This is a genomic window from Mycobacterium sp. 134, assembly GCF_048282715.1.
In the GTDB taxonomy this organism is placed as follows: domain Bacteria; phylum Actinomycetota; class Actinomycetes; order Mycobacteriales; family Mycobacteriaceae; genus Mycobacterium; species Mycobacterium septicum.
In genome coordinates this window covers 106,759-122,547 of the sequence record NZ_JBLVUN010000007.1, presented here as the reverse complement: position 1 = coordinate 122,547, position 15,789 = coordinate 106,759, and the positions used below count along the sequence as shown (strand labels likewise).

General features: G+C 63.1%; 11 protein-coding genes and 1 pseudogene. 10 read left to right on the top strand and 2 right to left on the bottom strand.

Going from position 1 to position 15,789, the window contains the following annotated elements; all coding sequences use genetic code 11:
• Window positions 1-176: 176 nt before the first annotated feature.
• The 3 genes from ACNQVK_RS04410 to ACNQVK_RS04400 all read left to right on the top strand — a co-directional run bounded on the left by ACNQVK_RS04410 (window position 177) and on the right by ACNQVK_RS04400 (window position 4,392).
• Window positions 177-2,384, top strand: a complete 2,208-nt coding sequence (locus tag ACNQVK_RS04410; RefSeq protein ID WP_236737456.1) for a tyrosine-type recombinase/integrase — start codon at window positions 177-179, stop codon at window positions 2,382-2,384.
• A 90-nt stretch (window positions 2,385-2,474) separates the two neighbouring features.
• The gene (locus tag ACNQVK_RS04405) at window positions 2,475-3,533 is read left to right on the top strand and encodes a hypothetical protein (protein ID WP_235615442.1); all 1,059 of its coding nucleotides are present in this window, start codon (window positions 2,475-2,477) and stop codon (window positions 3,531-3,533) included.
• 22 nt (window positions 3,534-3,555) lie between these two features.
• The gene (locus ACNQVK_RS04400) at window positions 3,556-4,392 is read left to right on the top strand and encodes a Fic family protein (RefSeq protein ID WP_050545739.1); all 837 of its coding nucleotides are present in this window, start codon (window positions 3,556-3,558) and stop codon (window positions 4,390-4,392) included.
• A gap of 259 nt (window positions 4,393-4,651) precedes the next feature.
• Here ACNQVK_RS04400 and ACNQVK_RS04395 read toward each other — a convergent pair whose 3' ends face one another.
• Window positions 4,652-6,055 (bottom strand): IS1380 family transposase, encoded by a 1,404-nt coding sequence (locus tag ACNQVK_RS04395; RefSeq protein WP_011768002.1) that lies wholly within the window; start codon window positions 6,053-6,055, stop codon window positions 4,652-4,654.
• A gap of 331 nt (window positions 6,056-6,386) precedes the next feature.
• Between ACNQVK_RS04395 and ACNQVK_RS04390 the strand changes: the two genes are divergently transcribed.
• The 5 genes and pseudogenes from ACNQVK_RS04390 to ACNQVK_RS04370 all read left to right on the top strand — a co-directional run bounded on the left by ACNQVK_RS04390 (window position 6,387) and on the right by ACNQVK_RS04370 (window position 9,966).
• Window positions 6,387-7,010 carry a hypothetical protein gene (locus ACNQVK_RS04390; protein WP_016895538.1) on the top strand — a complete coding sequence of 208 codons (624 nt, stop codon included), beginning with the start codon at window positions 6,387-6,389 and terminating at the stop codon, window positions 7,008-7,010.
• 196 nt (window positions 7,011-7,206) lie between these two features.
• A pseudogene (locus ACNQVK_RS04385) lies at window positions 7,207-7,470 on the top strand (Fic family protein); the annotation flags it as partial.
• Between the two features lie 236 nt (window positions 7,471-7,706).
• Window positions 7,707-7,943, top strand: coding sequence for a hypothetical protein (locus ACNQVK_RS04380; RefSeq protein WP_016895537.1), 237 nt, complete (start codon window positions 7,707-7,709; stop codon window positions 7,941-7,943).
• Window positions 7,944-8,173: 230 nt separating this feature from the next.
• Entirely contained in the window at window positions 8,174-8,506 is a 333-nt protein-coding gene (locus ACNQVK_RS04375; protein WP_131630824.1) for a hypothetical protein, read from the top strand.
• A 50-nt stretch (window positions 8,507-8,556) separates the two neighbouring features.
• Complete coding sequence (locus ACNQVK_RS04370; protein ID WP_176126543.1) at window positions 8,557-9,966, top strand: hypothetical protein; 1,410 nt, start codon at window positions 8,557-8,559, stop codon at window positions 9,964-9,966.
• A 130-nt stretch (window positions 9,967-10,096) separates the two neighbouring features.
• On the opposite strand, the gene ACNQVK_RS04365 is transcribed toward ACNQVK_RS04370, so the two are convergent.
• Window positions 10,097-11,014, bottom strand: coding sequence for a restriction endonuclease (locus ACNQVK_RS04365; protein ID WP_078332057.1), 918 nt, complete (start codon window positions 11,012-11,014; stop codon window positions 10,097-10,099).
• A gap of 148 nt (window positions 11,015-11,162) precedes the next feature.
• On the opposite strand from ACNQVK_RS04365, the gene ACNQVK_RS04360 reads away from it, so the two are divergent.
• Together ACNQVK_RS04360 and ACNQVK_RS04355 are read left to right on the top strand one after the other, a co-directional pair.
• Window positions 11,163-13,169, top strand: coding sequence for a site-specific DNA-methyltransferase (locus ACNQVK_RS04360; protein ID WP_043988209.1), 2,007 nt, complete (start codon window positions 11,163-11,165; stop codon window positions 13,167-13,169).
• On the top strand, window positions 13,166-15,709 hold the full coding sequence (locus ACNQVK_RS04355) for a DEAD/DEAH box helicase (protein WP_016894747.1): 2,544 nt from the start codon (window positions 13,166-13,168) through the stop codon (window positions 15,707-15,709). The genes ACNQVK_RS04360 and ACNQVK_RS04355 overlap by 4 nt, the downstream gene beginning before the upstream one ends.
• Window positions 15,710-15,789: the final 80 nt, after the last annotated feature.

The window sequence follows — 15,789 nt, the reverse complement described above, 5'->3', positions numbered from 1 at the left end:
TGCTGCAGCGTGATCGGCCTAAGGCACTGTGGCACGAGCATTTAGCTGAGGACGCTACGCCGCCTGGGCCACGCGACCATCTTTCTATCAATGAAGTACTCGTACTGGTTGACCAACAGCCAATAGACCGGTCTGACCGGCATCCACTCCGACACCGCATGGCGGAGAGGATCCTCGTGCGGCTCACAGAAGAACCATCTGATGGTTGGCAGGGACGCTGGCTATCCTCAGGTGCCGAGGACGGACCCGGTTGGGTCGACGATCTGTTCGCGCCCGAAGATCGTGGCAGCAAGCGGCAGAAACACGACAACCTCATGATGGGCCTGCGAGCGTTGCTGCTGTGCCGGATCGTGTTTCCCGGCTACGGCTTTCTCACCGGCTACCGCTCGCACTCTCTCTTCAGCTCGGCGCGTGGCACGTTCCGCCCCGAACTCTTCGCACAGATCGAGCGCCGTGCCGCGGAGCGGAGCATCAACAGCAATCAGCTCAAGAATGTACTCGCACTGATCTCAAAGATTTTGTTGCACACAGGGAAAGACGTCGATCAACTCACGGCTGAAGACCTACTGGCCTATCGTGCCTGGACACGGTCGGCCGGTGACCGCACACGCAGCGGTCTGAGTTTGGCGTGGCGACTTCTTGACGGGATCGCCGACTTACATGGCTTCCACACCATCGAGGAAGCGGGGCGATTCGGTCAGCGCACATGTGGCGAACTAGTCGATGACTTCGGGCTGCGGAACCGGACTGTCCGTGACGTTATCGTTCGTTATCTGGAAGAACGTCGAGCGAGTCTCGACTACGCCAGCTTGGACCACCTCGCCAAGGGCCTTGCTGGACGATTCTGGGCCGATATCGAGCTGCACCACCCCGAGGTGGAGTCGCTGCATCTGCCTGAAGATGTCGCCCTTGCATGGAAACGGCGAATTCAAACCTCGCACACTCTGAAAGCTAACCGCACCGAGATGTACTACGTGCCGATCTTCCAGTCTGTGCGGGCGTTCTACCTCGATCTTCAAGAATGGGCAATGGACGACCCGTCCTGGGCTGCCTACTGCGTGCCAAGTCCGGTCCGCAAGAGCGACATTGCCGGCTCTGGAAAGGAGATAAAGAAGTCCAAGGCTGCCATCCACCAACGTATCCGTGAACGGCTACCGCATCTTCCCGTCCTGGTCGATGGTGCTGAACGGTACAAAGCCGACCAGGCCGGGTTGCTGGCCGCGCTCAAAGCCGTCGAGGTCGATGAAACCTTCGAGCACTCGGGCCGCCGGTACCGGCGCACGATCCCGATCTCCTATCGGAGAAATGACTACAAAAGTGATACGCCCCCAGATCTTGCCGAAGACCTGGTCACAGGCGAGGTTCTTGACGTCAGCAAGTCCGAGCCCCGTGCGTTTTGGGCCTGGGCTGCCATTGAGACTCTGCGCCACACTGGCGTTCGCGTCGAAGAACTCGTCGAAATTACTCACCTCGCGCTGGTGTCCTACCGACTGCCCAAGACCCGTGAATTAGTCCCGATGCTCCAAATCGTTCCGTCGAAATCAAACGAGGAACGACTCCTTTTGGTCAGCCCTGAACTAGCCAGTGTGCTCGCAACCGTCATCACTCGGCTCCGGCATGACAACGGCGGAAGTATCCCGCTGACAAAACGTTACGACAACAAGGAGAAGGTCACAGGTCCCGCGCTACCACATTTGTTTCAGCATCGGCTTGGCGGAAACTGGTACATCCCATCCACAAATACCATCCAGTCATGGCTGAATGAGACCCTCGGGCGGACGGGGCTGGTGGATGCGGCCGGAAGCCCCCTGCGTTACACCCCACACGATTTTCGCCGCATGTTCGCCACCGATGCAGTCAGCAGCGGCCTTCCGATCCACATCGTGTCAAGGCTGTTGGGCCACAAGAACGTCAACACAACCCAGGGCTACACGGCTGTGTTTCCCGAACAGCTTGTCCGTACATACCGCGCCTTCCTCGACACGCGCCGCCAACAAAGGCCCGAAGCCGAGTACCGCGAACCGACCAACGAAGAATGGAGCGAATTCCAACAGCACTTCGAGCTCAGGAAACTCGAGCTCGGCACATGCGGACGACCATACGGAACACCGTGCAAACACGAGCACGCGTGTATCCGCTGCCCGAGTTTGCGACTAGACCCCAAGGCCCGCAATAGGTTAACTGAGATCATTGCGAACCTGAGAGATCGCATCGCCGAAGCGAACAGCAACGGCTGGACCGGAGAAGTCGAAGGCCTCAACGTCAGCCTCAACGCCGCAGCCGCGAAGCTGACAAGCCTTGACCGGATGAATGCGAGGGCAGCCGAAACGGGCAAACAGGCGACTGATTTAGGTATCCCGATAATCATCGATGTGGGGTCTTGAGATCAACCTCTTCGAGCATTCTGTACCCAGGACTGTCGGATGCAACGGCTACCCTGCTGGTGCCAATGAGTGAGGCGTAAGGAGTGGCCGGTGAAACTATCCCTGACGGTGGCGCTAGTCGTCGTTGTCGTGTTCGGCGCGTTCGACTTCTGGTTGTGGAAGCACTACCACTCGCCCGCCGCGACGCTCGTTGCAGTCGGTGCGTTCGCCGTCGCGTGCTTCGCTCAGTTCCAAGCGTCCAGATCAGCGCACAATTCATCGAAGGCATCTACGCTCGCGCATTCAGCTGAGGCGCGCGCGCAGGCGAACGAGGAACGCGCCAAGTACGGATGGACGATCACCGTGCATCCCGAAGGGGACCGCTACGTGCTACGCAACACCGGCACGTTGGCAGCCCAAGACGTCCGATTCATCAACGTCGACCCGCACACGATGCTCAGCTTCGAACAGCACGAAGGCGAGGACGGGCCGACTGTAGAACCTGGCCACGCCGTCGCATTTCACGCCCACTTCACTTTCGGAAGTAGTGGCAACGCAGTCGAATTGGAATGGTTGCCCGTCGGTGAAGCGGAACGCAAGACGTTCAGAGACGTACTCGACGATATCCCCAATAAAACGTTTGACGAGGTGGTCAAGCGGCGCGAAGTCGAGCGCGATGCCGATGCAGCCATGGACAGGGCGTGGTGCGCTGAGATGCGGAAGATTCTGATCGACCTAGCCGCCGCATGGGGCGAATACAAAGCCAACGGCACGAGCCAGAACAAAACGCGAGTGCAGGGCCTTGTATCAGCGTTGCCTAGCAATATGGTTCGAGCCATGGGCTTTGAGGTCGACGTGCCGCGTGATTTCTGGGGGATGCATCAGTGGCCGTTTGAGAATTTCGTGCAGGATGCGGAGGACAAGGAACTGGTCCGCGATAACGCGCCCATGATCGAACTCATGTGGAATCTGACGTGGGTACAGATCCCCCGACGACGCGAAGGCGACCTATCGCAACCGCCCGATCCCTGGTATCGGTTGGAACATGCCATCCACGGGTACATCGAACTGGTGCGCAATCGCGAGCAAGGCAAGGTCGAGTATCGCGACGGGCAACGTGACCGCGAGAGCCATGAGCGAGCTTTGCAGATGATGCAACAGCACAAGTGAATGGTCCCGGGTTTGAGTCAGCATGTCACCAGACAAGCCTGTGCTGACGGCAGCACAACTCGAGGTTGTGCGAAGCAGCGTAGCCAGCGGCGCAATTGAAGGTTGGCGTGCCTCGACAGACGACATCGAACTGCTTTACCGCGTCGCGGCAGGCACCATCACAGCCACCGACGCTGTTCACCGCGTGCAGGAACTGCAGGCGCTCAAAATAGGTCACGCGGATGCAGAAATTACTTCAGTACAACGAGATTGGAGTACAGCATCATGGGACGACTACATCTACCCTGGTACGGCCGTGTTGGTCAACCGCCTGAACATCCGTGACAGCCTGCAGCTTGAACACGTCGCGGGCATCGTGGTCGCCATCCGCACAATCGAAGCGGTAATTGACACCCCTAGCGTCCCCGACCCGCTCGATGGTGCTCAATTACGTGCCCTCCACCGTCAGCTGGCGCAAGACCTCTACGACTGGGCCGGCAACTACCGGTCGGTACCAATGGGCAAGCAGTGGTCACAGTTCGCGCCAGTCGAAACGATCGCCACCTGCCTCGAACGAGCGGCCCGGGTTGTGGCTGAAACTGACTGGCCTGAGACAACAGACAACGACTTCGCCGATCGGGCCGCCATCGTGTACTCCTGGTTGAACTACGCGCATCCATTCCGCGACTTGAATGGCCGCGTAACCCGAATTTTCATGGACTATGTTGCAGCACAAGCAGACCGGGTCATCGACTACAGCAAGGTTCCCGGTGATGTGTGGATTCAACGGTCAGCGTTCACCGTTCCCGACCAAGGTCAAACACGTCCGGCGCCCGAATATATGACGCCAGTCTTCCGTGCCGTCAGCTCGCGTCAGTAATCTGAAAATGACCGAGCCAACGCACCACCGTTTCAGAGGGGATACCGGCGCAGCGCATCAGCCGCGCTACCTGGTCGAGCCGGGCATCCAGGCCGGTCCAGGCCGGCCAGGCGGGGTGCCTTTTAGCCTCAATCCGTGGACTGACTTGAGTGGTGTGGTTCGACGGTGATTCTGACGGCGGTTTGTGGGGTGGGCAGGATGTAGCCGCTGGTCTGCCCAGCTTTTCCTGTGTGCTTCGGTGGGGCCTGTTCGGCGACGGTTAGACGGTTGCGGTAGCGGGTGGGCTGTAGCCGATGGTGTTGCGCCACAGGGTGAGCCAGTGCTCGGTCCAGGGCCAGTGGCTGGGTAGGTGCAGGATGGGTCGGCGTTGCGGTCGGGCCAGCCGTGCCGGGACGGTGATGATCGTGCGTCGCAAGGTGGCTCCCCGGGCCACTGCGTGCGCTCCACCGGCAAGCACACCGGCGGCGCGCAGCAGATTGTGGGCGATGGCCCCGCAGAGCACCCACGCGGAGTTGGCGCCGAATTGCCCGGAGGGCATGTGGGCCAAGGGGCCGGCGATCAGGTCGGCGAAGACAGTTTCGATGATCGCGTGTTGACGGTGGGTGATGTCGGCGTCGGCGGTTGGTAGGTCGGTGTTGGTGAAGAACGGGTGATACCGCCAGACCGGGAACAGGGCGTCGCGGAAGCGCGCATCTTTGACCCGACGTACCACCAGTCGGGCGGTGAAGCGGTCTGTGGTGGCCGCGAATGCGGTGTAGCTGATTTCGGCGACTTCGGCATCAGAGATCCACTCTCCGGTGTCGGGATCACGCACCGCGCCCGGGTATTTCACCGGTGTCCACGCCGCGTCGTCGATGGCGTTGATGGCCCGGTTGATCGCGCTGTTGCGGCCCATGACCACCGAGAATTGCGCACCATGGCGTCGGCAGGCGCCGACGACGGCGCGGGTGCCGTAGGACGAATCGCCGCGGACCAGGATCTGGCCGGTGACCCCGGCCGCTCGGGCCGTGGTGATGGCCTGGGCGACCATTCGACCGGCTCCTTTACCGGAGCCGGTCTTGCCGGCCCGCAGCCGCATCCCGGCGATCACCGGCGCCGCACCGGGGGTGCTGATCGTGGTCGCCAACGGCGAGAGTCCTTTGCGCAGGACCTGCTTGCCAGCGATTTTGGTGTGTCCGTAGGAGGCGCCTTGTTTGGCATGGCCGTAGACCGGTCGTAGCAGGGAGTCGATGTCGATGAACACACCGCTGTCGGATCCGGGTAGCAACTCAACGCGCCGGCAGAGGGCGGCCAAGTGTTCGCGCAGGACTGATTCGAGTTGGCGTGCGTGTCCGAAGGTGAACTCCCGCAACAGGGTTCCGATGGTTGATGGTGCGTACACATCGCCGAAGAGTGTTTTCATGCCCCCGGCCCGGACGATGTTGAGGTCATCAATGCTGTCGGCGCCGGCGCACATCCCGGCGATCACCGTGGCCAGCTTCGGTGCCGGATTCGCTGACCCGGATTTGATCTTCGGCGCGGGGATGAAGATCTTGTCAGCCAACAGATTCGGCAGGCCGGTCTGCTCAGCCAGTGTCATCACCGGCACCAGTCCGGCGCACGACACGAGATGATCCTCATCGAAGACCGCCGACGACGCAGCGAACCCGTGGGACACTTGCACTGGAAGTGCCTTTCTTAACTGGCCTGATTGATGCGTAGAGAACACCAATCCTCCCAGCTCAAGGGGCACTTTCCTTATATCGACACCCACCTACACAGGCAATTCATCGGTGGATCGAGGTTTAGGGCTCACGGGCTCAGTTCGGAGCGTATTTCGACCCCGCACGGACACCAGCGAGCGGCTTACACACTGTTATCCAGCACCGTTCGAGGAGGCAGCAACGGTGACGCTCGGCGGCTGTCTCCGCGCCATTGCCGAATCCGCTGGCGCAGTTATGTGCTGACCCGATAGCCTGGCAGGCTTTGCCCATTCCACCCTGAGGAGCCCGGCGATGCTTGACTTCACCGTTGCGCTGACCCTGCGCGCACGCAGGGACCGCGACGAGGAACCTGGTGTTGCGGTCACAATTGGCCGCCGACGGATCGAACTGCGCCGTCACCACAGCGGGGACGGACCGTTATGGAACCGGCTTGAGCGGGGCGGGCTCTACAGGCGGAGTCTGTTGCCGATCGGCCCAATCGCAATCGTGTATTACCGGCGCAGCCTCACCTACGGCGAGGCTGTAGGTGCGCCACCTCGGTTCACTGACGCGGTCTTCGATTGGGTCATTGACGAGTTCGACGACAGTTTCAACGACCTGGCCATCGCGTCGCTGCGTTATCACCAGGACTGGGCTATCACATTTTGCGATGGCGAACGCCGCGCCCGCTACCAGGACCTGATCGACCGGCTCAGTGAGCCGTCACCGGACTTTACCGACGAGGAGAGGGCGGTTTTCGCTGCATCGGGTGACCGGCTGGTCCGAGTCGACGGCAGTCGCTCGATGCTGCGGCCGCCGACCGACCGCGAGCGGGCTGTGTACGCCGCGCAGCGGGAGCGGACGGCCGAGTGGGAGCAGCGGATGGTCGAGACGCGGCGGGACTTCGTCGGGGTCATGCGGGAGCTGTGGTCGTGAACACCAGCCGCCCGACGCCACCAAGGCCGACAACGTAAACGTTTGCGGGTAGGTGGTCGCTCAGCCGCTGCGAGTGATGAAGCTCGCCCGGGAACTCGCCGACCTACTATTCAGCGCGGTCAAATACGGCGGGTAATCCGAATGTTGCAGTGCGCGAAGAGCTGGAACGGCGCTACCAGCAACGACAGACAATAGTGAAGTCGCCGAGCGGGCCACCATCGTGTACCACTGGTTGAACTACGCGCATCCGTTCCGCGACCTGAATGGCCGTACAACCTGGTTTCACGAACTGCCGTGCAGCACAAAGCTAATCGAGCCATCGACTACGACCAGCTGTCTGATGAGGTGGATGCGGCCAGCGTTCACAGTCCCTCACCATGATCAGCCACACCCGCAACCCCAATACATGACGCCAGTCGTCTGTGCCGTCAGCGCGGGAGGCCGACCTAAAATCGAATGAACGAACACACCGGAGGGCGCGGCCGATGACCGCCCCCGGTGACTCACCGGTGATCGGCAAAGGAGGCTGATATCGACCCCGATTCGAAGGGAACCGACGATGCGAACGCGCTCGACGAGCTCATCGGGCCCTTCCACGACACCGCGCAGATCGCACATCGGCTGCGAGTCTCGGTGGATACGGTCACAGCCCTGGTCCGTCGGAATGAACTGCTGGCTTGCCCCACAGCTGAGAGCATGTTGGTCTTCCCGACCTTCCAGGTAGCAGCTGACGACACTTTGCTGCCCGGCCTTGGACGTATCGTGGCAACCCTGGCCCGGGGCACCGCTGACAGCTGGCAAATTGCACTGTGGATGCGCACATCCAGCGACCAGCTGCACGGGCGCACACCGCACGAGGCGTTGCAACAAGGACGCAGCGATGCCGTCGAGCGTTTGGCGGCGCAGACCGCCACCCGGTGGCGGTCGCATTGAAGGTAGTGAAAGTCTTCAAGCGCCAATCGCCTGCCTGAAAGCGCGATTGTCGTTGCTACGCAACATAAATCAGCGGGCGAATGCCCGATGGGCTCATGCTGGAACTCGGATGCACTCCTGACACCGCCCTTGGCGGTTCCTTCCGCGTTGGCTTTCGCCAAAATCTTTCCGAGTTCCGCGGAGCCCTTGAAGTTGAGCGTGCCCTCAAATTCTCGGGTCTTCGTACGCGCGTGATTGTGCTGACCGCGGCGAAGGAAGTGGTCAAGGCTGTCGCGTACGCCGCCTATCGCTTGTACCACGGTGACGACCGGTCAGCCCCGAACCCGTCGCCGGAGCAGTGGGATCGCTACATGGCGGGATTCTGGCCGGACCTACTGGACATGTTCGCCGCGATCCCCGCTGCCGGTGAACCCGCCGACAATGCCGTGCTGGCCCGCACCCTGTACGCGGTGAGGGAGCGAACGCTGCGCTGGCTTGAGGAGCTCGGGGTCAGGTACGAGGTGCAGGTCTATGGGGCCGAATCGCTTAGGTCCTGCTGGTGGAGCGTCGCCGAGCCGATCTGACGACTTGTCGCCCCGCTGGAGCTGTCATCCCTGCCGCATACGCTGATCTGGTGGATCCTGAGCCCCTCCTGCTGAGCGACATAGACACGACTCGGGCAATGCGCACCGGCGACGAGCTGTTCACTCTGGTCGCGGCGATCCACGGCTCACCGGCCGGCACCCAGGAGACGAACTGGCTGGAGTGGAAGAACGCCCTCGACCTCACGAAGGCGGCGGGCAAGTTCGCCGTCGCGAAAGCGATCCTCGGGTTCGCCAACCGCTCCGTTGAGCAGGCACAGCTCGCTTGCGAGGGCGTCGCGTACATGGTGGTGGGCGTTGAGCCGGGAGCCGCAGCTGGTGTGGGTGCCGTCGATCATGCCGAGCTCGGGCAGGCGATCAAGACGTACATGGGCGGTCCCCGCTGGACTCCGTTCTATGTCCCGTTCGAAGAGGTCACCGTGCTGGTGATCGTCGTCGAGGCACCGCGGCCCGGGGACCCGATCCACACCTTGCAGAAGACGTACAACGACGGTGCGAAGTACAACGCCGCCGCGGGCACCGTGTTTCACCGCGGCACGGCTCAGTCCGAACCGGCCGGCACGGGCGAGATCGACATGCTCAGCAAGCGTCTCGTGCAGGGCCTGCAGAAGCCGGAATTGGATCTTGATCTGCGATGTGCCGCAGTCCCACTGATCCGGTGGCGCATCACACAGGATGACCGCGACGACTGGCTGCGCCGCCGCGAGACGCACGTGAGGGCGAACAGCGGCAAGCCGCCGGACCGTCCGGCGCCGCGGCCTAAGCCGGCACCGAACCCGGCTCGGCCGGGTTGGGCTGCGGACTATGCGTACGGTTCGCTGAGCAGCCAGGTTGGCGCCTTCGCGTCGATGCGCACGTACGCCGATCCGAAGGACGCCGAGGAGTTCGAGAAGCGGGTGACGGACTACCTGGCCCAGATGCGCCGCCGGCTTCTCGATCGGATCATCCGCGAAATCGTTCTCGACGATGACTCGAACACCGTGCACTTCGCCGTGGGCAACGCGACTGAGGACCCGGTGTCCGGCGTCCAGCTGACTGTGCGGATCCCGAAGCGGGGTCTGCTGGCCTACACAACCCCGCCGAGCGTCGACGATCTCCCACCGCGGCCGCGATGGCCGGAACCGCTGGACGAGATGCGCAACAGAGCCCTCGCGAACGCAGCGTGGTCTCGACCCGTCGACTTCTCTCCGCACGGGGGCGCGGTCGAGGACAAAGGCGACGTCTACGAGGTGACGTGGACCGTCGGCGACCTCAGACCTGGTCAATCGGCGGACGGCTACGCGATCACCGTCATCCCCGGTCCCGCGGTAGCTGAGCCGATCAACGTCGAGATGACTGCGCGTGCCATGGACCGCCGGGGTACCCGAACGAAGATGGAGCAGCTGCCGATCTCGACGGAGGCGTGGACGATCGACGACTTCTACGACGCGGAACCCGCGTAGACGGCAGTTACCACGCCGTGGCTGGCGCGGTCCGTGTGGCCGACCGGTTTACCGTGATTGCCGGTGCTCATGCACCTGCCGGTCGATCTCTTCCCAGCAGCGTGCGCAGTCGTCGCACCGGACGGGCCAGTTAGATCCCCTCGAAGAATGCGGCGTCCACCCACACGTCCTCGACTTGCCGAATCCGCGTCGTGACTCCCATGTCGAACTCCTTGAGCAGCTCGCACAGCCGGGCGCCGTCGATGAGGTCGAGCGGTGGCGCGCCGTCCCGTGCGGCTTCCGCCTTGGCGTCGGCCGTGAAGGTTCCGGTCGTGATCAGCAGGCCTTTGTCACCGCGTCCAGTCATCGCGCCGCGGAAGTCGCGAACCGCCCCGGCTCTTACCGAGCCGACGTAACGCTTGCACTGGAAGAACACGGGGAAGCTCACCAAGGAGAGCCGGTACACCCCGACGCCATCGATCCCACCGTCGCCGGTCTTCCCTGTGACCCGGGTGTTGGTGAACCCGGCCTCGCGTAGGAGCCGTTGCGCGAGGCGTTCGAACGCGGCGGGCTCCATCGTCATCACGACTTCGAGGAGCTGGTCCTGCCAAGATTCCTCCGCTTCGAGCTGAGGCGTCTCCGGGTTCGTCTCGAACAACTCGACAAGTTCGTCCAATGTTGCCTTGCGCTTGCGTTCCCTGCGAGACGTGGCGACATACAGCTGCCGCAGGGGTTCGATCTCCGGTTCGGTGACCGTGCGGCCCTTCTCTGTGAGGCTCCAGATGCCGCGGCGTGAGTTGTCGGCGAGGCCCATGCCCTTGAGGTACGACCGCGCCCAGGCCAGTCGATAGGCGATCTCGGTCCCGGGTCCGTCGCCGTGCAGGACCGCCTGTTGCGCGTCGGAGTAGTCCCCGAGTTCCAAGACGCGTTCGGTGATCTCGTCGATGGCCCCGGAGTCGCCGAGGTCGCGTATCGCCTGGACGGCGGGCCAGAGCAGGTCCTGATACGGAGGCACGGAGGTCACAGCACCGAACCTATGCGCTCGGTAGCCGGGTGCCTCGATCGACATGCCCGAACAGTGCCCCCATAGCCGTTCGGCATCGGGCGGGTCACCGGACCATGACAAACGCGAGAAACCGGGAGCAGCCGGGCATCCCCAACATAAGGCCACATAGGCTTCGGGGATCGATGAACACGGCGCTGGAGGGGGCGGCTAGATGGCAGACGAGACCAATGTCCTCGATCAATTGATCGGCCGGGTCCAGGACGGGTCTCTGCGCAATCGGCTCGCCAGCGAGGTTGAACTGCTACGCGGTTCCCGTCGGTTCGGACTTGTTTTCGACCGTCACCTACCAGAGTCTGTGCGCCTGACCGACCACCCGATCCGTAAGGGCATCCGTGTCGCCCTACGTGACGAATCCACCGCAGTGACGTGGACGGTGGAACGGTTCACCGACCGGACCCGCGAGGTCGCGGTGCTCAGTGGTGACGGCGGCGAGCGGCCGGTGTCTGAACTGATCGTCATCCGCGAGTTCGGGGAGCCGATCTACCCCGGTCTGCACTCGGTAGACCGGATCCCGAACGGTCCCGAGGACGCTCCGTGGCATCTAGTGATAAACGGAGAGAATTTCCACGCCCTGCAGGCGCTGCGGTCCACCCACCGCGAAAAGGTCGACCTGATCTACATCGACCCGCCATACAACACCGGCAACGAGGGGTGGATCTACAACGACCGTTACGTCGACCAGAACGACCGTGCGAAGTCGTCGAAGTGGCTGTCGTTCCTGGAACGCAGGCTGCTCATCGCCCGAGACCTGCTCAAGCCCACGGGCGTGCTCCTCGTCGCGATTGGCGACGAGGAGCATCATCGCCTCCGAATGCTGTTGGATCAGGTCTTCGGAGACCAGAACTTTCTCGCCAACATCACCTGGCAGGGCAGCGGCAAGAACGATGCGCGCTACACCGCCGGCGGCGTCGACTACATGCTCGTGTACGCACGCGATGAGTCCCGATTGTCGGAGACCGAGTGCCGGTGGAAGGAACGCAAGCCCGGGATCGAAGACGCCTTTGCGGCCGCGGAGGAAGCCTGGACCGAGGCAGCGGGTGATCCGGAGGAAGCCACCCGGCTGTACCGCGCAGCGCTCCGACCGTTGCGCGGACAGCTGGAGCCGTCGGTGTTCCGCTACGACCAGATCGACGCGGAAGGACGGGTGTTCCAAGCTGATAACCTGACCAGCCCTAACCGCCGACCCAACCTGATCTACAAGGTCAAGCACCCGCGAACCCGTCGCCCGGTTCCCACCCCGATGAACGGCTGGCGCTACGCGAAAGACACGATGGCGGAGCTCATCGCCGATGGTCGAATCCTGTTCGGCGCCGACGAATCCACGACCCCGAGACTGAAGCGGTACCTCGCTGATCAGCAAGACCGCGTGCCGTACCCGACGTTTTCCGAGCCGCGCATGCCGGGATCGCGACGATTGGAGGCTGTGCTGGGTGATCGCCGGTTCCCAAACCCGAAGGACGTGGAAATCATCACTCGGTGGATCGGGATAGTCGCGTCCGAGGATGCGGTCGTGCTCGACTTCTTCGGCGGTTCTGGAACGACGACCGAAGCTGTTATGCGACTCAACGAGCAGGACGGTGGAACTCGCCAGTCGATCCTCGTCACCAACAACGAGGTCGGCTCCGGCGAGGCCAGGAGACTTCGAACGGCCGGTCTGCATCCGGGTGATGAAGAGTGGGAGGCTCGCGGCGTGTTCGAGTACGTCTGCCGCCCGCGTATCTCAACAGTGGTCACCGGTAAGCGCCCGGACGGATCGGTGTACTCCGACGGGTTCGCTGCGAATGTGGAGATGTTCGACCTCACCTACCTGGACCCATCTTCGGTGCGCCGCGGCCAGGAGTTCCCCGCCGTGGCTCCGTTGTTCTGGCTGGAAGGCGGAGCCCGGGGCCAGCGGATTGAAGAGCTTCCAGCGGAGGGCTGGGCATTGACCGAAAACTACGGGGTCCTCTTCGACATCGACGCGCTCACCGGGTTCGCTACCGCGGTGGCCGATGCCTCGATCGCCGACTGCGCGCCGTCGGTGCTGTTCATCATCACCGACTCGCCCGCCGAGTACCAGCAGGCCGCCGAACGACTCCCGGTCGGCATCGAAACGGTCCAGCTGTACGAGGACTACCTGTCGAACTACACCATCAACACGGTCGGCGGTACGCGGTGAGATTCGCGCTGGAGCCGTATCAGACCAAGGCCGTGGAGTCGGTGCTCTCGAACCTGGCGAAGGCCCGAGCCGGGTACCTCGACGACGGTGAACGCACAGCTGTTGGCCTCACAGCCCCTACTGGAGCGGGCAAGACAGTCATCGCAACCGCCGTGCTGGAAGGCATCTACAAGGGCACCCCGACGCGGCTGGCTAACCCGAACATGACGGTGCTGTGGATCACCGACGACCGCTCCCTCAACGCGCAGACGATCAAGAAGATCCATCAGGCGTCCGGTGGTGGTATCGACCTCACCCAGATCAGGTACCTGGGTGAAGAGGACTACCGCACCCTCGCTCCAGGCTTCATCTACTTCGTCCACATCCAGGCGATGCAGAAGAACTCGACTTTGCACGCAACCCGACCCGACGGCACTCACAACGACCGGCGCACGTACGGCGGCTGGGACATGATCGCCAACACCGTCCGGGAGCGCGGCGAAGACTTAGTTGTGATTTGGGACGAGGCGCACCGCGGTTCGGGGACGAGAAGTACCGAGCGGAAGTCGATCGCCGGCACCATCGTCGGCGGCGGCGTGACGAACATCGGGACCACGCAGCCCGCCGCACCGGTGGTGCTCGGAATCTCGGCCACCCCGGACCGGTTCCAAGCCGCGATGCAGGCCGCGGACCGCACCATGCGACTGGTCGAGGTCAAGGCCGGGGACGTGCGCGAATCCGGACTCCTCAAGGACCGAATTCTGCTTCGCAGCCTGGGGGAGTCACAGTCGGCGAACAACACAATGCTGGCGCTCGCCGTGGAGGATCTGAAAAGCGCGGACGCGGCCTGGAGGGCGCACCACGAGACCACCGGCGACCGGCTGGTGGAGCCGCTGCTGGTAGTTCAGGTCGCACAGGACCCTGCGAATCGTCAACTGCCGGAGATACTTTCCGTCATCGAGTCCACGTGGCCGGAGCTCAGCGACTACGCCGTCGCGCACGCCTTCGGCGACCCCCACGGCCCATTGAAGGTGGGAGATCGCACCGTCCGCTACCTGCCACCCGAGGCGATCTCAGACGACGACCGTGCCCGGGTGGTGCTCTTCAAGTCAGCACTCACCACCGGCTGGGACTGCCCACGAGCCGAGGTGCTGGTCTCGTTTCAGGGCAAGGACTCCTACACCGAGATCGCCCAGCTGATCGGGCGACTAGTCCGGACGCCGCTGGCCAAGCGGATCGAAGGCGGCGATGACCGCCTGAACGAGGTGGCCGCGTACCTGCCCGGGTTCCGCACCGAGCACGTGGCGCGAGTCGTCAACGCGCTCACTGAGGACGAGACAGTCGAGGTCGATGTCGTCGTGGCCCCGGTGATGTGCGGACGCTCGTCGAAGGTTCCGTCGGAGGTGTTCGACCTGCTCGACACGACGCCGTCGTACACCCGGCAGAGGGCGACGTTCAGCTCCCGCACGGCGCAGCTTCTGCGTCTCGCTGCGGCGCTTACCGAGCACGGCCTCGTGGCTCAGGGTTCGGCGAAGGCCAAGCAGTGGATCGTCGACCAGATGCGCGCAGCGGACGGCCAGCGGAGCCACGAGATCGACGCCAAGGTCGCGGACATCCTGTCGTTGACCGTAAGTACCACCATGGTCGCGTACGGCGAGACGATCATGGAGAGCGTCGGCAAGGCGGACACTGCGACCAACGAACGCGACTTGGATGGGTATTTCCGCCGCGCCCAACGGGTCCTGCCGGACGGCTCGGCCAACTGGTATTACAACGACTTGTGCGATGCCGGAGAGGATGAGGTCGACGCGGCCGCACGCCTGACCGCCATGGCCGAACTGGGCTTCAAGGAGATCATCGACACGCAGGCCGCCGCGCTGATCAGCTCTTGGAAGGAGCAGCACCGATCGGAGGTGTCGCGGCGTCCGCGACATGTGCGTGATCAGATCGAGCCGCTCTGGCATCTGGGAGGGATGCCGATGCTGCCGACGACGGTCGAGGTGCGCGACGTGTACCCGGCGGCGACGGAGAAGGTGCGCGGGCAGACCACCGAACCGATCACCACATACCCGTACCACCTGTACGTGATCCCTGACAGCAAGCCGGACGCCGGCGGATTCCCGGTGGACACGTCCCGGTCGTCGTGGGAGTCCGCCGTGCTGAAAGCGGAGCTCTCCGCGCAGACATTGGTGGGCTGGTACCGGAACCCGTCGTCGGGGCAGCACGCGCTTGCGGTGCCGTACCTGTTCGGCGACAAGTACCAGCTGATGCACCCGGACTTCCTGTTCTGGCACGACGATGCGAGCGGCGAGTTCGTCATGGACATCGTGGACCCGCATCGCTACGACCTCGCCGACACCTCCGCGAAGTGGTCGGCGCTCGCGCGCTACGCGCAGGACCACTCCGATCGTGTCCGTCGATGCTTGGCCGTCATCAAGGTCGGTGGGGCGCTGCAGGCGCTCGACTTGAAGATCGACGGTATCGACGAACGGCTGTTGGGAGCGACTAACGGGATCCTGATCGAGGCTTTGTTCGCCGCGGAAGGCATGGCATACCCGTAACCCGGCAGTTCGTCGACCACCGCGATCTGTCAGACCTGCTCTCTACACTGCTGGTCGTAGACGGAGTGTCGGGTGCCGTC